Origin of the sequence: Streptomyces rectiverticillatus (genome assembly GCF_013394065.1) — a bacterium.
In the GTDB taxonomy this organism is placed as follows: Bacteria; Actinomycetota; Actinomycetes; order Streptomycetales; family Streptomycetaceae; genus Streptomyces; species Streptomyces rectiverticillatus.
This window is the reverse complement of the sequence record NZ_CP040752.1, coordinates 6,881,694-6,903,655: the sequence shown is the minus strand read 5'-3', so window position 1 is coordinate 6,903,655 and position 21,962 is coordinate 6,881,694. Positions and strand designations below refer to the sequence as shown.

The window sequence follows — 21,962 nt, the reverse complement described above, 5'->3', positions numbered from 1 at the left end:
CCTTCGGAAGGACCGGCGAGGACGGCCGGCCCAAGGGATGATCTAGCGGTAGGCGGCCCTCGTGCGGATCCGGGAGACGCCGGTCAGCACAAGGAGCGTCGTGGCCGTCAGCACGACGGCGAGGGCGGCTCCGGAGAAGAGCGAGCCGCGGTCGGTGGCCGCGAAGACCTTGATGGGCAGCGGCAGCCAGTCGGGCGGGTAGAGCATCATCGTGGCGCTCAACTCGCCCATGGACAGCGCGAAGCAGAGCCCGGCGGCGGCTGTCAGGGAGGGCAGCAGAAGCGGCAGCCTGACCCGCCACAGCACGCGCGCCGGGCTCGCACCCAGGCTCGCGGCGGCCTGCTCGTACGCCGGGTCGAGGCGCGCGGCGGCAGCCGTCACGGACTGGTAGGCGAAAGCGGTCACCAGGACGGTGTGCGCCAGGATCACGATGGTGGGTGTGCCGTTGAGCAGCAGCGGAGGCTTGGAGAAGGCGACCAGCAGCGCCAGCCCGACGACCACGGAAGGCACGGCGACCGGCAGCATGAACAGCACGTCCAGGACGCGGTGGAGGGGGCCGAAGCGCCGGGCGCGCCCGCGCAGGGCGTGCGCCGCGAGGGCCGCCCAGGTCCCCGTGACGAGGGCCAGGACGCCGGCGGCGAGGGCCGTGAGCAGGCTGGTGACCAGGGCGTCGAGGGCGTCGCCGCGGGCGACCTCGCGGTAGTGCTGGAAGGTCGCGCCGGAAGGGAGCGCGCCGCTCCAACCGGTGGCGAAGGAGGCGGCCAGGATCACGAGGAAGGGCAGCGCGAAGACGGGGAGGAAGACCGTACCGAAGACGGCCCACACGGCCAGTCGGCCGCCGCGGCTATGCACGAGCACGTCGGGCTCCGTCCGTGGAGGAGAGGAGGCGGTAGAGGCCGTACAGCGCCGTGGAGAGGGCGATGTTGACGACGGCGACGACGCATGCACCGGTGTAGTCGCCGTCGAGGATGGCCTTGCTGTAGACGAGGGTGGGGAGGGTGGTGACTCCCTTGGCGCCGGTGAAGAGCACGATCCCGAACTCGTTGAGGCACATCACCAGCACCAGCGAGCCGCCGGCGGCGAGCGACGGCAGCGCCTCGGGCAGGATCACCCGGCCGACGATCCGCGGCGCCTTCGCACCGAGCGACGAGGCGACTTCGATCTGTGCGGTCTCCACTTGCGAGAAGGCCGCGAGGAGGGGGCGCATCACGAAGGGCGTGAAGTACGTGATCTCCGCGAGGAGTACGCCCCAGGGGGTGTGCAGGAAATCGAAGGGGCCGCTCGCCGCGCCGGTCGCCCCGGTCCACAGGCCGTTGGCCAGGCCTGCGGAGCCGTAGACGAAGAGGAGGGCGAGGGTGATGAGGAAGGAGGGGAAAGAGAGGAAGACATCGATGAACCGGCTCAGTGCCCTGCCGCCGGGGAAGGGCACGAAGGCGATCACCAGGGCGAGGGCGAAGCCGAGGACCAGCGAGCCGGCGGTGGCGCCGACGGCGATCAGGATGGTGTTGGTGAGTGCGTCGCGGAAGGCGCTCTGCGCGAAGACGTCGCCGTAGGCGGCGAAGGAGAGGGCGTCGCCGTCCGGTGCGAGGGACTCCTGGACGACGAGGGCGAGGGGGTAGAGGAAGACGAGGCCGAGGACGGCCACGGGCGGTACGGCCAGGAGCCAGGTGTAGGCGCGCGGGCCCCGGTGGTTCGCTGCCGCCGGTCCGTCGTGGCGGAGGGGCTTCCCCCGGCCCTGCCCCTCGCCGGTGGCGGCGAGGGGCGTCCGGGCCCGCTGCCGGACGCCGGACATGGGCCGGGCGCTAGCCATGGGCCGCGTCCGTCATGGCCGCGGCCGTGTCCGGGCCCGTTCTGTCCGGGCCCGTCGTGTGCGCGCCCTTCGCGTCCGGGCTCCTCGCGTCCGCACCCCTCGCGTCCGGGTTCCTCGCGTCCGCACCCCTCGCGTCCGCGCCCGCCGGGAGCAGGACGGCGTCGTGCGGGGCGAAGTGGACCGTGATCGCGGTGCCCGGACGGGGTGCTTCCCGCAACTCCCGGACGTCCGCCGTGACGCGCTCGCCCGCCACGTCGACGTACAGCCGGTGCGTGGCGCCGCGCCACTGGACCTCCGTGACGGTGCCCTGCAGCGCGTTCGGGCCGTCGCCGAGGCCGACCAGGTGCGGGCGTACGCACAAGGTGGCCGAGGCGCCCGGCGCGGCGGGGCCGGGCCGGACCTCCAGGGGCGTGCCGGTGAAGTCGGCGCCGTCCTCCGTGACCGTCACCGGCAGGAGGTTGGCCTGGCCGACGAAGGAGGCGGTGAACTCCGTGCGAGGGTTGCGGTAGAGCTCCCGCGGGGTGGCGCAGTCCTGGAGGCGGGCGCGGTCCATGACGGCGATCCGGTCGGCGAGGGTGAGCGCTTCGGACTGGTCGTGGGTGACGTACAGCATCGACATGTGCGGCAGTTCGCGGTGCAGCCGGGCGAGTTCGGCGAGCATGCCGGAGCGCAGCTGGGCGTCCAGCGCGGACAGCGGCTCGTCGAGGAGGAGCACGCCGGGCCGGATGGCCAGGGCACGGGCGATCGCGACGCGCTGCTGCTGACCGCCGGACAGCTCGCGGGGGTAGCGCCTGGCGTACGCGGCCATGCCGGTCATCTCCAGGGCCTCGTCGACGCGTGCCGCGATCTCCGCGCGCGGCGCCTTGCGGGCCTTCAGGCCGAAGGCGACGTTGGCGTCGACCCGCATGTGCGGGAAGAGCGCGTACTGCTGTACCACCATGCCGACGCCGCGCCGGTGCGGTGCGAGGCCGGTGACGTTCCGGCCGCCGATGAGGACCCGGCCGGCCGACGGCTGGACGAAGCCGGCGACGGCCCGCAGGGCGGTGGTCTTGCCGGAGCCGGACGGGCCCAGCAGGGCCATGACCTCGCCGGGTCCGACGGTCAGATCGAGCCCGTCGAGGACGACGTTCTTGCCGTAGGTGACCGTGACGTTTTCAAACCTCACGCCGGTGTCGTCCCCGCTCCGCCCGGTGGACGTTCCCGCCGCCGTTCCCGCCGACGTCCCCGCCGATATTCCCGCCGCCGTTCCTGTCATCATGACGCCGCCTCCGCGCGGGCGAGCAGGCCGGGCAGGTCGGCGACCGAGGCGAGGACATGGGTGGCGCCGGAGGCGCGCAGCGCCTGCTCGTCGTGGGCGCCGGTGAGGACCCCGGCGACCACCGAGGCGCCGGCACGGCGGCCCGAGAGCATGTCGTACGAGGTGTCGCCCGCCACCGCGATCCGGTCGACCGCGTCGGCAGCCCCGGTGCGCACCAGCGCGGTGAGGACCATGTCCGGGTACGGGCGTCCCCGGCCGCCCGCGTCGGCGGGGCAGAGGGAGAGGTCGGCCAGCTCGGTCCAGCCGAGGGCGACGAGGATGGCGTTCTGGGTGACGCGGGAGAAGCCGGTGGTCAGCACCACGGCCCGGCCCTCGGCGCGCAGCCGCTCGACGGCCTCCCGGGCACCGGGTACGGGCGCGCAGTGCCCCGCGGCCACCAGCCGGCCGTACGCGGCCTCGAACTCGGTGTTGGCCCGCTGGGCGGCCGCCTCGTCACCGGCGAAGAGGTGACGGAAGACAGAGATCTTGGACTCGCCCATCGTGGCGCGGACGTAGGCGAGTTGCTCCTCGTACGCCGCCGTGCCGGGCTCCACGCCGAGCCGGCCGACGGCCGCGCCGAAGGCCTGCTCGACGAGGCCGTCGTCGACGACGGTCGTGCCCGCCATGTCGAGGACGACGAGGGAGTGGACGAGGGAGTGCTTGATCTGCTCGGTCCGCGTGCGGGGGGCACCGTGCCCGGTCCGCGTGTCGTGGTTCTCGGTCAACGCTCTCACCAGCCCAGTTCGTCAGCGGTCGTCTCGGCGATGGCCGGGGAGCACGTCATGCCGCGCCCGCCCGGCCCGGTCACCAGCCAGATGCCCTCGCGGACCTGCTCGCGGTGGACGATCCGCGCGGTGTCCAGGCACTGGGCGTAGACCCCGGCCCAGCGCCGCCGGATCCTCGGCAGCGGGCGGCCGAGCAGGGTCTCGGCGACCCCGGTCAGGTGCGCGTAGGGGCCCTCGTCGACGTCGAAGGCGAAGGGCGCCTCGTACTCGTGGGTGTCCCCGATGGTCAGGCCGCCGTCCGCGCGCTGGACCATCAGCAGCTGCATCTTGTGCCGGCCGGCCACCGGCGGCTGGGCCTGGGCGGCCGCCAGGGCGTCGAGCGCGGCACCACCGTAGGCGGGGTAGTAGCGGAAGCTGTCGGCGTCGGCGACGGAAGTGGTGAGCTCCTCGCCCAGCGGCTCGGTCTGCATCATCTGCAGTCGCACCCGGCGTACGGGCAGTGCGGGCGCCAGTTCCCGGACCAGGCCGCCCAGCCAGGCGCCGGTGCAGAGCACGACGGCGTCGCCGGTGTGCACGTCGCCGTGGTCGTCGCGGACGGCGCGTTCGCCGACGACCTCGCGCACTTCACGCCCGGCGAGGAAGGTGTAACGGCCGGACTCCAGCAGCGCGGCGCGCAGCGCCCGCTGGGCGGTGCGCGGTTCGACGGCGGCATCGCGCTCGCACCACAGGGCGCCGGCGAACTCGCCGCGCAGGGCGGGGTTGCGGTCACGGGCCTCCTCCGGCGTGAGGAGCGCGAAGCCGCGGGCGGCGGCGTCGGGTCGGGCCAGGGCGGCGCGGGCGACGGCCAGCTCGGCGTCGTTGGTGACGGCCGTCAGGGAACCGTTGGCGCGGAAGCCGAGGCCGGGGACGGCCGCGCCGATCTCCTGCCACAGCTCGCGGGCGCGCAGGGCCGTCGCCAGCTCCTCGCCGCCCGCCCGGCCGCTGACCCAGATGAGGCCGAAGTTTCGCACCGAGGCGCCTCTGGCCTCGGCCTCGCGCTCGATGTGGACGACCTCGTGGCCGCGGTTGACTGCCTGCCAGGCGTGCATGGTGCCCACCACGCCGGCTCCGACGACTATGACTCGCATGACTCGAACAGTCGTCGGGGGCGGTGTCGGGACAGGGGCCGTACGGCGACGGGACGGTGAACGCGGCGGCAAACTTGGACCAGACCCGTTACCTTCTCGTGACCTACGAGAAGGTAAATGCCTCAGCCTGCCCTCTCAGCGCTCCGCGCTCAGGTGCGTCGTGAAGGAGAACCGGTCCCCCCGGTACAGCGACCGCACCCGCTCCAGCGGCCTGCCCTCCGTGTCCCGCGACACCCGGTGGATCAGCAGCATCGGCAACGCGGGCGGCGTCCCGATCAGCAGTGCCTCGCGGGGCGTGGCGAGCACGGTCTCCAGCCGCTCGTCCGCGTCCCCGAACCCGATGCCCAGGCGCTCGCGCAGATAGCCGTAGAAGGAGGAGTCCGGCTCGAAGTCCGTATCGAGTCGCGGCGCCCGCTCCACCGCCACGTACGTGCTCTCCAGGCCGACCCGTTCATCGTCCGCGAGCAGTACGCGCTCCATGTGCCACACGAGGGCACCCGGTTCGACGCCGAGGTCGGGGGCGAGCGCCGCCGGGCAGGCGAGCCGGTCCAGCCCGATGAGGCCACGGCCGGGACGGCGCCCCTGGCGGCGGACACCCTCGGTGTAGCTGGCAAGTGCGAGGGGCTGCTCCATCTTCGGTCCCGCGACGACCGTCCCGCGGCCCATACGGCGCAGCCGGCCCTCCAGCAACAGCTCACGCAGGGCCTGCCGCACGGTTTCGCGCGACACCTCGAAGCGCACGGCCAGTTCACGTTCGGTGGGCAGCAGCCCGCCTTCACCCAGCTCGTCCAGGAGCGCGGCGATGTGCGTCTTGACGGCGTAGTACTTGGGGATCCGGCCGTGCTCGGGGATTCCCGCGCGGATGGGGGCGCCGGGCGAGGGGTCGGCCATGTATCGCGTGTAGTCCACGCCGCGATCCTCGCACGCACGCCGACGCGAGCGACGCGACGCGGCAGCCGCCGCGCCACCGGCAGATGGACCGCGCCGGCGCCGGCGGGCGGGGCTTCCCATCGATCCGACCGGCCACAAGGCCGGATACGACAAGAGGCAGGACCGACGCCCTCGGTACCGTATGAGCCCGGCCCCGATCGCGTCGGCGTCGGCGTCGTAGAACGGGGCCGCTTCATGGGCAGCGAACAGGAGCTGGCGGACGCCCAGCGGCGGCACTGGCAGACCACCTACACCACCCACCCCGGCATGTACGACGGGCAGCCCTCCGCCCCGGCCGTCCATGCCGCCGAGGCGTTCCGCGCGGCCGGCTCGATCAACGTGCTGGAGCTGGGGGCCGGGCACGGCCGCGACGCCCTGTACTTCGCCCGCGAAGGCTTCACCGTCCAGGCCGCCGACTTCAGCGCCACCGGCCTGGAACAGCTGGAGGACGCCGCCCGCGCCCACGTGCTGCTGTGCATGGCCCTGTCCACCAAGGAGATCCACGCCCTGGCCGGCGAGGTCCGCCGCGTGCTGCGGCCCGGCGGGGTGTTCGTCTACACCGTCCGCCACACCGGGGACGCCCATTACGACACGGGGACGGCCCACGGCGACGACATCTTCGAACACGGCGGCTTCGCCGTGAACTTCTTCCCTCGCGACCTGGTCGACGACCTCGCCGATGGCTGGACCCTGCGGGGGGGTACACGCTTTCGAGGAAGGCGACCTGCCCCGCCGCCTGTGGCGCGTCACCCAGAGCCTGCCCCGATGACCGCCTCCCCGGTACCGGCGGCCAGGGCGAAGAAGACACCGCGATGATCCGCAGCGTTCTCGTCTCCCGGGCCTCACGGATGACATAGTCACGACGGAGAACTGCCAGGTAACCGCATTATGGCCTGGTCGCGGTACAGATGATGTACCGCCATGTCTCCTGGTGCCGGTATATCTCCACCCCACTCATCGCGTTGACCAGGCTGTCGCCGCGGCCCACGGCGCACGCAAGCGCATAGGGCAGCCGGCCGAGCACCGAGAAGCACCGCAGCATGGGCAGGACCTTCTCCGTCGCGTCATAGGCCGATTCGACGACGAAACCGGCCTGCTGGAGCAGCCGCTCCAGGCGCCCGTGGGTCATGGTGAGCATGCCCGGCATGCCGGAGAGCTCACAGACCCTGAGCAGCGCGGACCGCGCCTGCGGCAGCAGGTGGGCCTGCGGAGTGCTCGAATACTCGGACATCACCAGCCTTCCGCCGGGGCGCAGGACCCGGAAGAACTCGGCGAGCCCCTGCAGGGGGTCGGAGGAGTGGACGAAGGACTCCATCGTGTAGACGCCTTCGAAGGAGGCATCGGCGAACGGAAGGGCGTGGTAGTTGGCCAGGAGGAAACGCGTGCGCCTGCCCGGCTCGCCGGCACGGGCCGAGCGCTGCCGCGCGATGGCGACGTCCGGCTCGATCCCGTCGATCCCGGTGATGTACACCCCGCCGGCCCGTGCAATCGTGCGCGCTGTGTCGCCGACCCCGCACCCGGCATCGAGCACCGGCGATTCCGGAGGCAGGGCCAGCTTCCGGGCCACGACGAGCTCCATGCGCCGCATGGCCGCCGTGAATCCCCAGGGTGAATGGCCCGGCTCGTACCAGCCGAAGTGGCGCGTGCGACCGAGCAGTGTCGCGTACCCGAAGCGTGACCCGAACGCCCGGTAGTACGGCATGACGTGTTGCCGGTAGTGAACATCGGTCACGTGCGCCATCGCTCCAGCCCCTAGTCAGTGGCCCCGTACCGCCCGGGGTCTTCACGGAGAGCAACGACCGGGCGTGCCCCCGAGTCACACGGCACCCTGGTTCGCCGTTCGTCAACGGCGGGCCGCCCATACCGCTTCGAGGTGCGGGAGGCGGGGCGCTACGCCAGCCTGGGACATGAGGCTTAAGGATCCTGGGACGCCGCCGGACGGCGGGGGATGCGCGCCTGCCCGTCCCGTCCCGTCAACCGGGGCCGCCGCCCCGGCCCGGCCCGGCCAGTGGATCACACGGCAGCAGTCACTCGCGATGACCTAGGAGGACGATATGGGTAAGCCAAGCACGCTGGAGCTCCTTGCTGAGTTTCTCAACAGCCTGAGCTCTGAGAATCTTGAATGGGTGAACAAGAACCTGACGCAGGAGCAACAGGAGCGACTGCCCGCCCTGGCCATGGCGACGACTGTGGAGAAGAGCATCAGCCTCGACCTGAATCACCAGGAGCAAGGTGGCGGGGCGACAACGCCCGATAGCGTGATCGAGTCGATCAAGGCCGGCAAGCTCTCGGTGTGACGGGCAGGGAACAGGCCGCCACATGCTCCTCTACCGCACCGTCCTCGAGGCAGCGATGCAGACCTCCCCCCAAGGTGAACAGGCTCGCTACGACACCATCCAACTCCTTGACCAGGCTGCGGAGCGGGCCCGACGCTTCGCAGACCTCAGCCGGCGACTACGACACGACGCGACGGAGGCCTACGACTCGGCTCCAAGCAGGCTTGACGAAGACGAAGGCGTACTAGGGCAGGTCCGACGGGTCGCGTGACCTGGCTGTGCTGACGTCGTTCCGGTGGGCGTGGGGCGAGGCGATGTGTCGGGTCGGGAGTGGGCCCGGCTTGAGCCGCACTTACCGAAGGCCACGGGACGGGGCGGGCGGTGGGCATGCCACCGCAAGGTGATCAACGGGATCTTGTTCCGGCAGCGGACCGGCATCCCGGTGCGACGCCCCGCAGATGATCCCGGTCCTGGACCGTATCCGTGTCCCGCGCCCGGCCGGAGGGCATCCGAGAACGCGCCCGGACCACGTCTGGGCGATAATGCGTACAGTTCCCGCCGCAACCGCCGTCACCTGCGGCGACGGCAGATCCGGCACACGATCCCCGAACGCCGGGATCAGCGGGCCAATTGTCAAAGGCGCGGAAGCCACGGCGGCCGACCCACTGGCTTCGACCAGGCCCGCTACGCACGCAGGAACGAAGTTGAACGAACCGTCAACGATCTGGCTCTGGCTCTGGCTTCGGTGAGTGCCTGCCGGAGCGTCTCTTGTGGCCGTCACCCCGCCCCCGGGAACGCCCCGACACCAGGGAACGCCCCGGCGACACTGGGCTGAGAGCCCAAACCGAGCAAGCCGTTCAGCGTCGCCCCGACACCAGCCGTAATGGGGTCGACCGCGTCGACGACGCCGCCGAGGAGGGCGCTAAGGCGCGTCCGAGGGGTTGGGCGGTGATGCGACCGTGGGCGTCGTCCTGGAGGAGCGGTCGCCCACGAGTGTCCCCAGCAGGAACCCGGCGTATCCGGCCAGCAGGAGCAGCAGGATGCGTCCGCTGCCGCTGTCGTCGGTCCGTGGATAGAGTCCGTCGGCGGCCAGGACGAGGGCGACATCGAGGAGTTGCCCGACGACCACGACGGCGATGCCAAGACGGATCCCGTACCGGGCCGGGAGCAGCCGGCCGGTCAGGACGCCGACGCCTGCGAAGGCGGTCGCGACCGCCGCCGCGGCCGGTGTGGCCGGAGCGTGGGCGAGCGTGGGCGCCAGGGCTGTGACCCCCGCCGAGGCGGCTATCCAGATCACGAGAGCCCCTGCCGTCTCGGGCCACACGTGCGCCAGCCGTCGCTTCCACATCGAGCCGCACCGCCGTTCCTCTACCATGTAGCGATCGCTACATACGCTACACGTCGGTCGTTCAAGGAGGAAGCACGTGTCCCGTCGCGAGGAGCTGCTGAGCGCCGCCATGCGTTACGTGGGGGAACACGGCCTTGCGACGCTCACCCTGCGGCCCCTGGCCGCTGCGTTGGGCACCAGCGACCGGATGCTCGTGTACCACTTCGGCAGTCGCGAGCGGCTGGTGGTGGCGCTGCTGGACCGGGCATTCGCCGACCTTGCCGCCCTGCGGCAGGGCTGGCAGGGCGGCAAGCCGTCCGATCTGGTGCGCGTGCTGTGGCAGGCCTTCACGGAACCCGGGGTCCGTGCGGCCCACCGGCTGTATCTGGAAGCGGCTTCACTGGCCGGCACGGACGAGCTGTGGCGTGAGCATTTGATGCCGCCCACGTCGTCCTACCTCCGCGCTGCGGAGCAGTGGCTCGTTGAAGCGGGAATGCCCCCCGCTGTCGCCCCGAGCGCCGCCCGCCTCGCTTCCGCAGCCCTGGACGGTGTGCTGCTGCAACTGGGCGTCGACGGGGACCAGGCCGCGGCAACGGAAGCTGTGGAGTTGCTGGCCCGCCAGCTCGACCACCTGACCGACTGAGTTCACCCAACTCCTCGGGCACGCCCGGCGCCAGACCCGGGCGCCCGTCACGCGGGGGCCAGTAAACGGGCCGGCGAGTTCGACTCACGCCAGGGCGATCTCGGCGACCTTGGAGCGGACGTAGGCGCGGGCGGTGACCGGAGGGTGGGGCACCCTGCCGATCGGGGCGGGGATTGACGCGACGAGCGTGTCCGGATCGCAGTCGTAGAAGTAGACCAGGGACAACAGTTCCTCGGACGTGGCGTCGGTGGGCGGGGCCAGTACACGGTGGCGGCCGGAGCGCCAGCGGTCGCCGGTCCAGCGGGCCATCAGGTCACCGATGTTGATGGTGAGCGCCTCGGGGTCGTAGGGGGCGTCCTGCCAGCCGTCGTCCTGCGTGTGGATCTGCAGACCGCCCTTGCCCGGTTGCCGGTCGAGGACGGTGACGGTCCCGAAGTCGGTGTGCGGACCGACACGGAACTGGCCCGGCCGCGGCGCCCCTGCGGCACTGATGGCGGGATACCAGTTGAGGGTCAGGGTCCAGTCGGGGTGGGTGGTGTGACGAGTGAAGAAATCGAGCGGTTGGCGCAGGGCTACTGCCAGGAGTTCCAGCAGTTCGCCGGCCAGCACCCGCATGGCACGTACGTACTGTGCGACGAGGGAGCGCAGTTCCGGGGGCTGGGAGGGCCAGGACCGCGGCAGAAGTCCGGGCTCGGGGCGACCGGCCGCGGTGTCCCATGGGGCGGGGGCCGCTGACCAGGTTTCCACCAGGTCGGGTGGCGTCATCAGGCCTTCGGCCCGGCCGGCGGCCACCGCTCCCGGACCGCTCCAGCCGTAGTGGCCGAGCGTCTCCGCCAGGAACGGCTGCTTCACGTCGACCGGCTGGTGGAAGAAGACGCGGGCCGCGGTGCGGATCGCGGCGGGCAGGTCCGGGTGGACACCATGACCGGTGACGAGCAGGAACCCCGCCCGCTCAAGCGCCTGGTCGACGAGCGTGGCGAGACGGTCCCGGTCCTGGTCGTCCCCGCTTCGCCAGAGCGAGAGGTCGATGGTGGGAATGGTGGGAATGGTGGAAGCGCTCACGATGCCCTTCTCCTCCTTTGCCCTTCCCTCTGCGGGGGAAGGCGGTCCGGCCATGGTCGTTCGAGGAACGCGCACCACCCAGCCATCCCCTGGGAAACGGTAGGAACAGGCAATTTCCGGCGGTGAAACGGGAGAACGCGACAGGCCCGGGGCGCACCGCCGGGGTCAGGCCCCTATCGTCGGGACCTGTCGTGGGGAGCACGACGCAGCGGTGAACTCACGGGAGGTCACACATGGTGGGCTCGGGCACCTTCGACGCTCTGGACCTGGGGCTGCTCCAGGCCCTCCAGTTCGACGGACGCGCGGCACTGAGCCGCATCGCGCGCCGGCTGGGCGCCTCGGAACGCACCGTGGCCCGCCGCTACAGCCGCCTGCGCACGCTGGGCCTGCGCGTCGTCGGCCAGCCCGTCCCGGCCCGGGTAGGGATGACCCGCTGGTTGCTGCGCATCCACTGCGCTCCCGACTCCGCAGCTTCCGTCGCCCAAGCCCTGGCCCGTCGGCCCGACACCAGTTGGATCTCACTGGCCTCCGGGGGAACCGAGCTGTACTGCGCCCTCACCACCCCTACGCCGTACGAGCGCGACGCGCTGCTCCTCGACAAGCTGCCCCGTACCCCGCACCTGGTCGGCGTCGGAGCCCACTGTCTGCTGCGCCTCTTCACCGGCATCACCAGCACGTGGTACGCCAACGGGCTCCCGTTCGGTGCGGCTCACGGCCACGAAGGCGGTGCTTTGGCATCGGCCTCTCGATCCGATGAGCATCCCGAGCCCGTGGCCCTGGATGTCACAGACCGAGCCCTCTTCACCGAGCTGGCCAAGGACGGCCGTGCCGGCCTGCCCGAGCTGGCTGCGGCCACCGGTCGTTCGCCCTCGAGCGTCCAGCGCCGCCTCGAACGACTTCGGGACCAGGGCGCACTGGACTTCTCCGTGGACTTCGCACCCCGGCACCTCGGCTACGACCTGGTGACCCACCTCTGGCTTCAGGTGGCCCCCGGCCACGTTTCGGCCGTCGGCCGTGCCCTGGCCACTCACCCCGAAATCGCCTTCGCGGCCGCCACCACCGGCCCGCACAACGTCGTGGCCAGCGGGGTCTTCCGCGGCAGCCACGACCTCTACCACTACCTCGACCACCGCATCGGCTCGCTCCCCGGCATCCATGCCGTCGAGACCGCCCCCATCCTCCGCGAGGTCAAACGACTCACCGTCAGCACGTGAAGCGGCCTGCGGGCGTTGCCATGGTGGGGTGCCCCGGAGCGACCGTGTCCCGTCCGGGCACGCGCGGAGCGACCGGTTCAGTGAGGCTGGTTCACCGGCCGGCGGATGTTCGGCCTGTGTGGGCGGATCCGGCCAGGTGCGGTGTAGCGCCTCAGCCGGCGGTAAGCCTGGTGCTGCACGTCTATCGCGTTGTGGGTCCAAGTGCGCCGCCATAAGGTCATCGGCATGTCTCTACGTCTTCGTATGCGTCAAGCACTGCCGGAAGCGATGCGCGCCCGTGACAAGGCCGCGGTGAGCGCCCTGCGCGCAACACTTGCTGCGCTGGACAACGCTGAGGCAGTGCCCGTGGACGAAGGTGAGCTCCGCGGCCTGCCCCTTGAGCAGTCGCCGGTTGGTGTCGGCGTCACCGAAGCAGCGCGGCGTGAGCTGAGCGAGCTCAGTGTGCTGGATGTCGTGCGTGCCGAGGCCGCCGAGCGACTGGAGGTTGCAGCGCAGTTGACGGCGCCCGCGCACGCTGACCGAGCTGCGCGGCTCCGCGCGGAGGCCGCCGTGCTGCTTGGCTTCCTCGACGGTCCCGGCACCGCGTAGGAAACGGCGTTGCATCGCAGCCGAAGTGACGCAGGAGCAGGGCTGGGAACAGGTCATGGCCCGGATCGCGGGCCGGTTCGGGCGGGTTGAGCCCCGGGCGGCCGCCCGCGCCTACCTGCTCGGGCTGGTGTCGGGTATCGAGCGCAAGAACTACTGGCGGCCGGCCGAGCAGGCCGGGCACGCCCGGCCCCGGCCGATGCAGCGCCTGCTGCGCTACGCCCGCTGGGACGCGGATGCCGTCCGAGACGACGTCCCCGTTGTCCCGGCCAGCGGGTGAGCAGTACTCGATGCACGGTAAAGTCGGCCTCGGTGGCCGCTCTGACACTGACCGGTTACGGCCGTACAAAGGACGAGTGGGCCCCGCTCAAGGCGCACAACGGCACCTTCACCGCGGCCGCTCCCGGCGGCAGCGACGTGGAAGTCGTCGGCGACAACACGGCGTTCTGCGCCGGTGACGCGGGTGCGCCGCTCTTCCGCACTTCCGGGGACACCGCGCAGATCACGTCAGTGGCCTCCCGCTCCGACCAGGGCGGCTGCTTCGGCATCGATGCGGCGCAGACGTCCACCAAGGGCGTGGCCGCCCGTACCGACGACCTCGCCTCCTGGGTGGACGCCACCGTCAAGGCCGCTCCTGTCGTCGACTTCAACGGGGACGGCATCGAGGACATCGCCATCGGCGACCCGAAGGCGACCGTCAGCGGCAACGCCGAGGCCGGTGCCGTGCGCGTCGTGTACGGCGGTGGCAAGGGCAGCATCCAGCTCGACCAGAGCCTGTCCTTCGTCCCGGGTGCGGCGGAGGCCGGTGACCGCTTCGGTCAGTCGCTGGCCACGGTGGACTACGACCAGGACGGCTATACCGACCTCGTCGTCGGTGTGCCGTACGAGGATGCCGGGTCCGTCGCGGATGCCGGCATGGTGTCCGTCGTCTACGGCTCCGCCGGCGGGCTGGGCAAGGGCCGCGCCGCCGAGGACTTCGTGCAGGGCCAGGGCAACGGCGCGCTGAAGGCGTCGGCCAACGAGAAGGGCGACATGCTCGGCTACTCCCTCGCGGCGGGGCAGACCCGCGAGGGCGATCCCTTCATCGTGATCGGTGATCCGGGCGAGGCCATCGGCGCCAAGGAGGACGCGGGCAACGTCCTCTACGTGCGCGGCGGCACCAACGTGTCCCTGACCCAGGAAGCCGGCATGTCCGGCGGCCTGGAGGCCGGCGACAAGGTCGGCTCGTCCGTGGCCGCCGACGCGAACAACATCGCGATCGGCGCACCGGGCGAGGACATCGACAAGGCCACCGACGCCGGTGCCGTGTGGGTGCTGTCGCACAGGCGCGGAGCGGACGGCAAGCCGGCGCAGCGGGCGAACATCAACCAGAACGACGACAAGGTGTCCGGCGGCTCCGAGAACGGCGACGTCTTCGGCACCTCCGTCGCCCTGGTGGAGAACGGCCCGAACGGGGACTCCATCCTCGCCGTGGGCGCTCCGGGCGAGTCGGTCACCAACGCGAACAAGGTGGACGTGAAGAACGCCGGCACCGTGTTCACGTTCAAGATCCCCGCCTCCGGCGGCTGGTCGCAGTACCAGGTGATCAACCAGGACCAGCCGGACGTCATCGGTGGCATCGAGACGGGCGACCGGTTCGGTGACACGCTCCACGCGATCAACCTGTCGCCCAGGACCGCTCCCACTTGGCAGTCGCTCCAGCTCGCCGTGGGTGTCCCCGGCGAGACCCAGGGTTCGGTGACCGCCGCGGGCGCAGTGCAGACCATGACCCTCCTCGGTGCTCCCGGCCCGCACAACGACGTCCTGTACGCCGGCCACAACGGCGTCCCCGGCACGCCGGGCGCCAACCAGCGGATCGGCCAGGCCGTCGGCGTCTCGCCGACCCACATCTACGTGGGCATGCCGACCGGGCCGCACGCGCAGGGCGCGGCGTACGCGGTGCCCTGGCAGAACGTCACCTCGTACGACGCTTCCGGCACCGACCAGCCGGCGACGGTCTATCAGCCGGGCAAGGACGGCATCCCGTCCGGCGGCAAGGCGTTCGGAGCCACGATCCGGTAGGCGGCGCCTCGGATGACGCAAAGCAGTGGGCCCCGTCCTCCGTAGGGAGGGCGGGGCCCGGATCCGTGGGCCGAGGCCTTCAGACATCCTTCAGGATGCGACTGTCACCGGCCGGAGGCCGAGCCGCGGGCAGCCCGACCGCGTAGTGCACGAACTCATGAACGAGCTGGAAGCCGGTCTTCGCCGCCAGGCGGCGGCTCGGGTGGTTGTCGCGGGAGCAGGTCCAGGACGGGATGCGGCCGCGGGCGGTGACGTCCTTGCAGAGCGCCTGGACGCAGACGGAGGCCAGGCCCCGTCCGCGCTCTTCCGGGAGGGTGGCGACGGCGATGTCCTCGTACCGGCTGCCGACGAAGAAGGAGCAGGCCAGGGAGAGGAGGGCCCCGTCACAGAAGGCGCCCCAGCAGCGGCCGGAGGCCGCGAGCCCGGCGGGGCCGCCCCAGCCGGCGCTGAGCCACGCCATGTCCGGTCCAAGAGTTCGGAGAGCCCGGGCGTCGCGGGGCAGGAGACGGCGGACGGATATCTCAGGGCCGAGGCGCACGACCGGGGACGGGTCGCGGCGGACCCGGATCATGCGCTCCCAGGGAACGACGCGGTGGAAGGCGGCGCCGAGGACGGGCAGGAACCTGTCCGGCGCGGCCACGTAGTGACCGGCCAGGAACCTCAGGTCCCCGGGATCCGTCGAGCGTGGGTCCCCGGCCAGGATGGCGTGTCCTGCGCAGGAGACGGCGACGGCACGCGGCCCGGACGGGTCGTCGGCCCACCAGCTTCCGTGACCGGTGAGGGCGACGTGCTCGGGCAGCGCTCCCAGCCCGGGGCGGCCGGCGGGGAACCAGGGAGGCCGTGGTCCGGCCGGGAGGGCGGCGCCGTGGAGACGTTCGACCAGCATCACATCGCTCCGGGGTACGTGTTGCGGGCGGAGCAGCAGCGATCCGCGGTTGGGCGGGGGCTGCTGTGCGAGCGTGAAGAGGCGTCAGCGACAAGGCCGGCGGAAGCCGGCATGCGCTGTGCCAGGTGATACCGGCCGGGGCACATCGGGCGCGGCCGGGGCCTCAGTGATGAGGGATGCGCTCAGCGCACCATGTGCGAACAGCGCGCGGAACCGGGCAGCGCCGTATGAGGCGGCCGGTCGTCGTGGCGCAGGTGGCTGTACACGAGCACCATCCAAGGAAGCCCCGCCCCCGGACGCAATCGACACGCCACATCCCTGACGCCGTCCTGACGCACGTCGGCGCGTCTCTGCTGGTGGACCACAGTGTTCGAACTGCGTCAAGAAGCAGGCGATCGTCTTCCCCACTCCCACGGCCATTTGTTCTACTAGTGTGCAAACAAATGGAGGTACTCTCATGCCGCAGTCACGAGCCGCGACCGTCCGCCGAACGGCTGTTTCCGTCCTGCCGCCCCTGATCGCCGCTGCCGCCGTCCTGTCGGTGTTCCTGTCCGTACGTAACCGGCTTCCCGACCGGATAGCCACCCACTTCGGAGCCGGAGGGGTTGCCGACGACTTCTCAGGCCAATCCGCCTTCCTTGCCACGGCGTTGGGGCTTCTCCTGGCCGACGGCGTGCTCTTCGGTGGACTCACCTACTGGACACGGCCGAACCCCGACGCCCAGCGCGTGCTGGCCGTCATCGGCGGCGCCGTCGCCGTGGTGACCGGATGGCTGGTCGTCGCGGCGCTGGTGGCCAACACCGACGTCGACGACACCTCATCCGTCACCCTGCCCGGAACGCAGGCCGCACTCGCCTTCGGGGCGGCGGCGCTCTACGCGGCGATGGGCTGGCTGATCTGCGGCAAGGCCGGGGAGACGGAGACCGTCTCCGGGCCGTCCGCCGATGTCGCACGCCTCCCGCTCGGCGACTCAGAGACCGCCGGCTGGACGCGCATTGCCGGTTCCCAGGCCCTGCCCGCCACCGGGGCCCTGGTCCTGGCCGCCGGCATCGTCGTCGGGTTCACCACCGGATGGGTGCCCGCTCTGCCGCTCCTGGTCACGGGAGCACCCATGGCCCTGCTGACGGGCGCCCGGGTCACCGCCGACCGGCGCGGCATCACCGTCACCCCCTCGATCGCCCCCTGGCCGCGCCTCAACGTGCCCCTGCAGCGCATCGCGGAGGTCACGCACCGTCCCGTCCACCCGCTGCGCGACTTCGGCGGCTGGGGATACCGTGCCCGGCCGGGAGCCAGCGGCATCGTGCTGCGCTCCGGCGACGCCATCGCCGCCCGGCTGACGACCGGCAGCGAGTTCGTCGTCACCGTGGACGACGCCGCCACCGCGGCCGCGCTGCTCAACACCCTCGCCGAACGCGAGCGCCGTACCGCCACCGGGGGGTGACCGTGCTCTTCCGCGTCGACCCGTCCTCGCCGCTCCCCCTCAGCGACCAGATCACCGCCTGCGTCCGCGGCGCCATCGCCGACGGCACCGTAGGCACCGGCGAACGCCTGCCCTCCGCACGCGACCTCGCCGCATCCCTCGGCGTCAATATGCACACCGTCCTCCGCGGCTACCAACGACTGCGCGAGGAGGGTCTGCTCGAGCTGCGCCGCGGTCGCGGCGCCGTCGTCACCGGAGGATCGACTGCCGGGCGGGCCCGCCTCGTGGCCCAGGCGCATCGCCTCGTGGCCGACGCCCGCGACCTCGGGCTGAGCAACGAGGACGTGCTCGCCCTCGTCCGGAAGTCACTCACCGATGGAACCTGAACTTCCGTATTAGGCGAGGGAGTTCCTGAAGACCACCCGGCGCACCGCCGGCATCATCGCCGTCCTGACCGCCGCCGCTGTCTGCGTCACCGGCGCCACGGCCGCCGCGGCGCCGAGCACGGCCTCACACACAGACCGTGAAAGCCGCCCCGGCCAAGCCGGCCCCGAACGCCGCCGAGGACGGCAAGGCCGTCTTCCAGGGCCTGTTCTTCGGGCAGGGCAAGGTCGGTGTCCAGCTCGTCAAGAGCCCGCTTCAGCGACATGCGCAACGAGCTCGCCAAGGGCGGCACCAAGGACTCCGCGCGCGTCGCCCGGATCGTCACCGACGCCGTCGACGCCAAGTACCCCGGCTTCTTCGCCTCGTTCGGCAAGAAGGCGCGCAGCGGCGACCCGCGCAAGGTCGAGGCCGCGGTCAACGACGCGCAGGCCAAGCTGCTGTCCATCGCCAAGAAGTCGGATGCCAAGGACACCGCGCAGCCGGTCCAGAACGGCCAGATGTGCGGCACCGTCGTGGCCGTCGCCGGCGCCGTCGTCCACATCGCCGCCGTGACGGCCGCGGCCGCCGCGGTCACCGTGACCGTCGCGGTCGGCGCCAACTTCGTCAAGGCCAAGAACTGGTTCTGGAGCGTGGCGCCCCAGGGCGACGACACCGCCTCGGCCACGACGAGGCCGTCGCCACCGTGACGAAGATCCTCAAGGCCGCCTGACCCGGGCGCGGCTGAGGGAACACCCTTTCCGTGGGCCGGGCGACGCCGGCCGCCCGGCCCGCACCGAGCCCGACACCCAACCCCACATTCGGCCCCAGACCGCCACGCCAACGCCAACGCCACGACCGGGATGACGACGTGAAACGCCCCCAAGGGACCGCACGGGTCCGCCACTTCCTTCGCAAGGCCACGGACGGGCCTGCTCCACGCCGCGTCCAGGTGTCCGGCCGCTCGTTCCTGGCCGTCGCGGCCGTCTGGAGCGTGGCGGTCCTCTACGTGGCCGAGGTCCACGTGCCCAAGAACGTGCTCTCCCTGCCCGGCCAGAAGCAGGTCCGCTCCACGGTCACCAACGTCGCGCCGCAAGGGTGGGCGTTCTTCACCAAGTCCCCCCGGGACGTGGAAGTCCTGCCCTACGGGCAAACCGCCGACGGCAGCTGGACCTCCCTGGCGCTCACCCCGCACTCCAGCCCCCGCAACACCTTCGGCCTCGACCGCGCCTCCCGCTCGCAGGGCATCGAGATCGCCCTCCTGCTCAACCTGGCCGAGAAGAAGGACTGGAAGGAGTGCGAGGAGGACCTCGCCGGCTGCCTGGCCGGCGCCCGGCCCTCCCGCACGGTGAAGAACCCCTCGCCCGAGCCGACCGTCTGCGGCCGCGTCGCACTCGTGCAGGAGAAGCCCGTGCCGTGGGCCTGGCGCGACCTCGTCGACCAGCGCACCACCCCCGAGCGCCACCTCGCCATGGATGTCACATGCTGAACACGCCGCCCCGCCGCACCCGCCGCACCCGCGGCATCCCCCTGCCCTGGGCCAACGCCTACGGCCTCGCCCGTACCCTGCTCGCCCTCGGGACCGCCGGCACCCTGGCCTTCAGCAGCACGGCGACCCTCTTCCGGCCCGTCGTCACCATCGGCGAGTACCCGCTGTGCAAGGGCATGGCGCCGGGCGGCGCCTTCTGCCTCGTGCCGCGCGGGCAGTTCGACCTGCTCCGCTGGCTGTGCGTCGCCGTCCTGCTGCTCGTCGCGTCCGGCTGGCGGCCCCGGATCACAGCGCTGCCGCACGCCTACGTCAGCTTCAGCGTCTTCTCCGGCATCGCCATCGGCGACGGCGGCGACCAGATCACCTGGATCCTCTCCCTGCTGCTGTCCCTCGTCGCGCTCGGCGACGGCCGCCGCCGGCACTGGCGGACACCCGCACCCCGTACGGACGACGAGCCCGCGTCCCGCGCCACGCGCTTGTGGGCCCTCCTCGGCGCGAGCGCGTGGACCGTCGCCCGCCTCCAGATGGCGATCCTCTACTTCCAGGCGGGCGCGGCGCACAGACCCTGATGGGCTTCGGCTCCGAGGCACTGGATTTCCAGAGCGCCCAAAGGAAGTGCTGGTCGGCGCGGTCTCCGAAGGCGAAGTACCACCCCGGCCGTCCGGTCAGCGGGTGGCGAGGAGCTCGAGCGTGTCGATCACGCGGTTCGAGAAGCCCCACTCGTTGTCGTACCAAGCGACCACCTTGATGTGGCGGCCGTCGACGCGTGTGAGGGCCGAGTCGAAGATCGACGAGGCGGGGTTGCCCGTGATGTCGGACGACACGAGCGGGTCGTCCGAGTACTCGAGGATGCCGGCGAGCGGCCCCTCCGCTGCGGCGCGGTACGCCGCCAGCACGTCGTCGCGCGTCACATCGCGGGCGACGGCCGTGTTGAGTTCGACGATCGAACCCACCGGCACCGGTACGCGGATCGAGTCGCCCGACAGCTTGCCGTCGAGGTTCGGCAGCACCAGGCCGATCGCCTTGGCGGCGCCGGTCGTGGTCGGCACGATGTTGACGCCGGCAGCCCGGGCGCGACGGGCGTCGCGGTGCGGACCGTCCTGCAGGTTCTGCTCCTGCGTGTAGGCATGCACCGTCGTCATAAACCCGTGCTCGATGCCGGCGAGTTCGTCAAGGACAGCAGCCAGCGGCGCGAGCGCGTTGGTGGTGCAGGAGGCGTTCGAAACGATCGTGTGCACGGCCGGGTCGTAGGCGTCGGTATTGACCCCGAACGCGAGCGTGACGTCGGCGCCGTCCGACGGCGCACTGACGAGCACCTTCTTCGCGCCCGCGTCGAGGTGGGCTCGGGCGGCCTTGGCCGAGGTGAAGCGACCGGTGGCTTCCAGGACGATGTCGACGCCGAATTCGGCCCACGGCAGCTGCGCCGGTTCGCGCTCGGCCAGCACCGTGATCCGACGGCCGTCGACGACGAGGGCGTCCCCGTCGACGGTCACCGGACGCCCAAGCCGGCCGGCCGTGCTGTCGTAGGCGAGCAGCCGGGCGAGCGTGGCGGGCTCCGTCAGGTCGTTGACGGCGACGATCTCGAGGACGCTGTCGCGCTCCAGCAGTGCGCGCAGCACATTGCGTCCGATGCGGCCGAATCCGTTGATGGCGATGCGAGTCATGAGTGATGTCCTTTCCCTTCGCCACCAGGCTCGCCCGCGGCTCGCGCCGCCGACAGTGGCGAGATCGCCACAGTTCAAAAGGATCCCGCCACGGATCCCGCCACCGTGCTACTCGCCCAGGGTGAAGGTGCGCCGGTACTCGCTCGGTGTGGTGCCGAGGACGCGCTGGAAATGCAGGCGCAGGTTCGCACCCGTGCCGAGGCCGACGTCGGCGGCGATCTGTTCGACGCTGCGCTGCGAGCGCTCGAGCAGTTCGCGGGCCAGGTCGATGCGGGCGCGCATCACCCACTGCATCGGCGTGTAGCCGGTCTCCTCGACGAAGCGCCGCGAGAACGTGCGCGGCGAGACCCCGGCCTGCCGCGCCAGTATGTCGAGGGTGAGGGGCTCGCCGAGCTGGTGCAGCGCCCACTCGCGGGTGTCGGCGAACCGCTCGCCGAGCGGCTCGGGGACGCTGCGCGGCACGTACTGGGCCTGGCCGCCGCTGCGGTAGGGGGCCGCGACCAGGCGGCGGGCCGCGTGGTTGGAGGCGGCCACTCCGAGGTCGCCGCGCAGGATGTGCAGGCACAGGTCGATGCCGGAGGCGGCGCCGGCCGAGGTAAGCACGCTGCCCTCGTCGACGAACAGCACGTTTTCGTCGACTTGGACGAGCGGATGCCTGGCCACGAGCTCCCGCGTGTAGTGCCAGTGCGTGGTGGCGCGCCTGCCGTCGAGCAGGCCGGTGGCGGCGAGCGCGAAGGCGCCCGTCGAGATGGCGGCGAGCCGCGCGCCCCGGTCGTGGGCGTCGATCAGTGCGTCGACAACGCCCTGCGGCGGGTCGTCGCGGTCCGGGAACCGGTAGCCGGGGATGAAGACGATGTCGGCCCACGCAAGCGCGTCGAGGCCGTGGGCGACGTAGTACGACAGGCCGTCGCCACCGGTCACAAGACCGGGTGTGGCCCCGCACATCCGCACCTCGTACGGCATGCTCGCGCGGGTCGTGAAAACCTGCGCAGGAATTCCGACATCGAGCGGCTTCGCGCCCTCGAGCACAAGGACGGCGACGCGATGGAGGCGGGAGGCTGGCACAGGAAGAGGTTACGTGGGGGT

General features: G+C 71.6%; 23 protein-coding genes and 3 pseudogenes. 14 read left to right on the top strand and 12 right to left on the bottom strand.

Features of this window, described 5'->3' with window-relative positions; all coding sequences use genetic code 11:
* Window positions 1–42: 42 nt before the first annotated feature.
* From FGW37_RS29890 to FGW37_RS29865, 6 genes are all read right to left on the bottom strand, one after another.
* A complete protein-coding gene (locus tag FGW37_RS29890) occupies window positions 43–858 on the bottom strand; it encodes an ABC transporter permease (RefSeq protein WP_179083912.1) in 816 nt (271 codons plus the stop codon).
* Complete coding sequence (locus tag FGW37_RS29885; RefSeq protein WP_179083911.1) at window positions 845–1,810, bottom strand: 2-aminoethylphosphonate ABC transporter permease subunit; 966 nt, start codon at window positions 1,808–1,810, stop codon at window positions 845–847. Before FGW37_RS29885 ends, FGW37_RS29890 begins: the two co-directional genes overlap by 14 nt.
* Window positions 1,803–2,975 (bottom strand): ABC transporter ATP-binding protein, encoded by a 1,173-nt coding sequence (locus FGW37_RS29880; RefSeq protein WP_425506619.1) that lies wholly within the window; start codon window positions 2,973–2,975, stop codon window positions 1,803–1,805. Before FGW37_RS29880 ends, FGW37_RS29885 begins: the two co-directional genes overlap by 8 nt.
* Window positions 2,976–3,064: 89 nt before the next feature.
* On the bottom strand, window positions 3,065–3,733 hold the full coding sequence (locus FGW37_RS29875; RefSeq protein WP_179084990.1) for a phosphonatase-like hydrolase: 669 nt from the start codon (window positions 3,731–3,733) through the stop codon (window positions 3,065–3,067).
* 104 nt (window positions 3,734–3,837) lie between these two features.
* Window positions 3,838–4,959, bottom strand: coding sequence for a TIGR03364 family FAD-dependent oxidoreductase (locus FGW37_RS29870; protein WP_179083910.1), 1,122 nt, complete (start codon window positions 4,957–4,959; stop codon window positions 3,838–3,840).
* 135 nt (window positions 4,960–5,094) lie between these two features.
* Window positions 5,095–5,850 (bottom strand): GntR family transcriptional regulator, encoded by a 756-nt coding sequence (locus FGW37_RS29865; protein ID WP_179084989.1) that lies wholly within the window; start codon window positions 5,848–5,850, stop codon window positions 5,095–5,097.
* A 234-nt stretch (window positions 5,851–6,084) separates the two neighbouring features.
* Here FGW37_RS29865 and FGW37_RS29860 point away from each other — a divergent pair, with 234 nt between their 5' ends.
* Entirely contained in the window at window positions 6,085–6,705 is a 621-nt protein-coding gene (locus FGW37_RS29860; protein WP_246430639.1) for a class I SAM-dependent methyltransferase, read from the top strand.
* A 70-nt stretch (window positions 6,706–6,775) separates the two neighbouring features.
* Here the strand turns inward: FGW37_RS29860 and FGW37_RS29855 are convergent, their stop codons facing one another.
* Window positions 6,776–7,621 carry a class I SAM-dependent methyltransferase gene (locus tag FGW37_RS29855; protein ID WP_425506618.1) on the bottom strand — a complete coding sequence of 282 codons (846 nt, stop codon included), beginning with the start codon at window positions 7,619–7,621 and terminating at the stop codon, window positions 6,776–6,778.
* Window positions 7,622–7,943: 322 nt separating this feature from the next.
* Here FGW37_RS29855 and FGW37_RS29850 point away from each other — a divergent pair, with 322 nt between their 5' ends.
* The 3 genes and pseudogenes from FGW37_RS29850 to FGW37_RS29845 all read left to right on the top strand — a co-directional run.
* Window positions 7,944–8,186: a hypothetical protein gene (locus FGW37_RS29850; RefSeq protein ID WP_179083908.1), complete on the top strand. Its 243-nt coding sequence runs from the start codon at window positions 7,944–7,946 to the stop codon at window positions 8,184–8,186.
* Between the two features lie 274 nt (window positions 8,187–8,460).
* Window positions 8,461–8,556: pseudogene (locus FGW37_RS34265) on the top strand (IS5/IS1182 family transposase); the annotation flags it as partial.
* A gap of 40 nt (window positions 8,557–8,596) precedes the next feature.
* Window positions 8,597–8,892: pseudogene (locus tag FGW37_RS29845) on the top strand (IS5/IS1182 family transposase); the annotation flags it as partial.
* 195 nt (window positions 8,893–9,087) lie between these two features.
* Here FGW37_RS29845 and FGW37_RS29840 read toward each other — a convergent pair.
* Complete coding sequence (locus FGW37_RS29840) at window positions 9,088–9,513, bottom strand: hypothetical protein (RefSeq protein ID WP_179083907.1); 426 nt, start codon at window positions 9,511–9,513, stop codon at window positions 9,088–9,090.
* Window positions 9,514–9,589: 76 nt separating this feature from the next.
* Between FGW37_RS29840 and FGW37_RS29835 the strand changes: the two genes are divergently transcribed.
* Window positions 9,590–10,135, top strand: coding sequence for a TetR family transcriptional regulator (locus FGW37_RS29835; RefSeq protein WP_179083906.1), 546 nt, complete (start codon window positions 9,590–9,592; stop codon window positions 10,133–10,135).
* Between the two features lie 84 nt (window positions 10,136–10,219).
* On the opposite strand, the gene FGW37_RS29830 is transcribed toward FGW37_RS29835, so the two are convergent.
* The gene (locus tag FGW37_RS29830) at window positions 10,220–11,197 is read right to left on the bottom strand and encodes an isopenicillin N synthase family dioxygenase (RefSeq protein WP_246430638.1); all 978 of its coding nucleotides are present in this window, start codon (window positions 11,195–11,197) and stop codon (window positions 10,220–10,222) included.
* A gap of 233 nt (window positions 11,198–11,430) precedes the next feature.
* On the opposite strand from FGW37_RS29830, the gene FGW37_RS29825 reads away from it, so the two are divergent.
* From FGW37_RS29825 to FGW37_RS29810, 4 genes and pseudogenes are all read left to right on the top strand, one after another.
* Complete coding sequence (locus tag FGW37_RS29825) at window positions 11,431–12,411, top strand: Lrp/AsnC family transcriptional regulator (RefSeq protein WP_218650614.1); 981 nt, start codon at window positions 11,431–11,433, stop codon at window positions 12,409–12,411.
* Between the two features lie 267 nt (window positions 12,412–12,678).
* Window positions 12,679–12,999 (top strand): GatB/YqeY domain-containing protein, encoded by a 321-nt coding sequence (locus FGW37_RS29820; RefSeq protein WP_179084986.1) that lies wholly within the window; start codon window positions 12,679–12,681, stop codon window positions 12,997–12,999.
* 55 nt (window positions 13,000–13,054) lie between these two features.
* Window positions 13,055–13,252, top strand: a pseudogene (locus FGW37_RS29815) (IS701 family transposase); the annotation flags it as partial.
* A gap of 56 nt (window positions 13,253–13,308) precedes the next feature.
* The gene (locus FGW37_RS29810; RefSeq protein WP_179083904.1) at window positions 13,309–15,057 is read left to right on the top strand and encodes an FG-GAP-like repeat-containing protein; all 1,749 of its coding nucleotides are present in this window, start codon (window positions 13,309–13,311) and stop codon (window positions 15,055–15,057) included.
* Between the two features lie 79 nt (window positions 15,058–15,136).
* On the opposite strand, the gene FGW37_RS29805 is transcribed toward FGW37_RS29810, so the two are convergent.
* Window positions 15,137–15,943, bottom strand: coding sequence for a GNAT family N-acetyltransferase (locus tag FGW37_RS29805; protein WP_179083903.1), 807 nt, complete (start codon window positions 15,941–15,943; stop codon window positions 15,137–15,139).
* Window positions 15,944–16,400: 457 nt separating this feature from the next.
* Between FGW37_RS29805 and FGW37_RS29800 the strand changes: the two genes are divergently transcribed.
* The 5 genes from FGW37_RS29800 to FGW37_RS29780 all read left to right on the top strand — a co-directional run bounded on the left by FGW37_RS29800 (window position 16,401) and on the right by FGW37_RS29780 (window position 19,781).
* Complete coding sequence (locus FGW37_RS29800; protein ID WP_179083902.1) at window positions 16,401–17,384, top strand: DUF1648 domain-containing protein; 984 nt, start codon at window positions 16,401–16,403, stop codon at window positions 17,382–17,384.
* Window positions 17,385–17,386: 2 nt separating this feature from the next.
* Window positions 17,387–17,749, top strand: coding sequence for a GntR family transcriptional regulator (locus tag FGW37_RS29795; RefSeq protein WP_179084985.1), 363 nt, complete (start codon window positions 17,387–17,389; stop codon window positions 17,747–17,749).
* A gap of 261 nt (window positions 17,750–18,010) precedes the next feature.
* Window positions 18,011–18,433 (top strand): sporulation delaying protein family toxin, encoded by a 423-nt coding sequence (locus tag FGW37_RS29790; protein WP_179083901.1) that lies wholly within the window; start codon window positions 18,011–18,013, stop codon window positions 18,431–18,433.
* Between the two features lie 161 nt (window positions 18,434–18,594).
* Window positions 18,595–19,212, top strand: coding sequence for an SdpA family antimicrobial peptide system protein (locus FGW37_RS29785; RefSeq protein ID WP_246430637.1), 618 nt, complete (start codon window positions 18,595–18,597; stop codon window positions 19,210–19,212).
* On the top strand, window positions 19,206–19,781 hold the full coding sequence (locus tag FGW37_RS29780; protein ID WP_179083900.1) for a hypothetical protein: 576 nt from the start codon (window positions 19,206–19,208) through the stop codon (window positions 19,779–19,781). The genes FGW37_RS29785 and FGW37_RS29780 overlap by 7 nt, the downstream gene beginning before the upstream one ends.
* Before the next feature lie 96 nt (window positions 19,782–19,877).
* On the opposite strand, the gene gap is transcribed toward FGW37_RS29780, so the two are convergent.
* Together gap and FGW37_RS29770 are read right to left on the bottom strand one after the other, a co-directional pair.
* A complete protein-coding gene (gene gap / locus FGW37_RS29775; protein ID WP_179083899.1) occupies window positions 19,878–20,876 on the bottom strand; it encodes a type I glyceraldehyde-3-phosphate dehydrogenase in 999 nt (332 codons plus the stop codon).
* Between the two features lie 108 nt (window positions 20,877–20,984).
* Window positions 20,985–21,941, bottom strand: a complete 957-nt coding sequence (locus FGW37_RS29770) for a GlxA family transcriptional regulator (RefSeq protein WP_179083898.1) — start codon at window positions 21,939–21,941, stop codon at window positions 20,985–20,987.
* Between the last annotated feature and the right edge of the window lie 21 nt (window positions 21,942–21,962).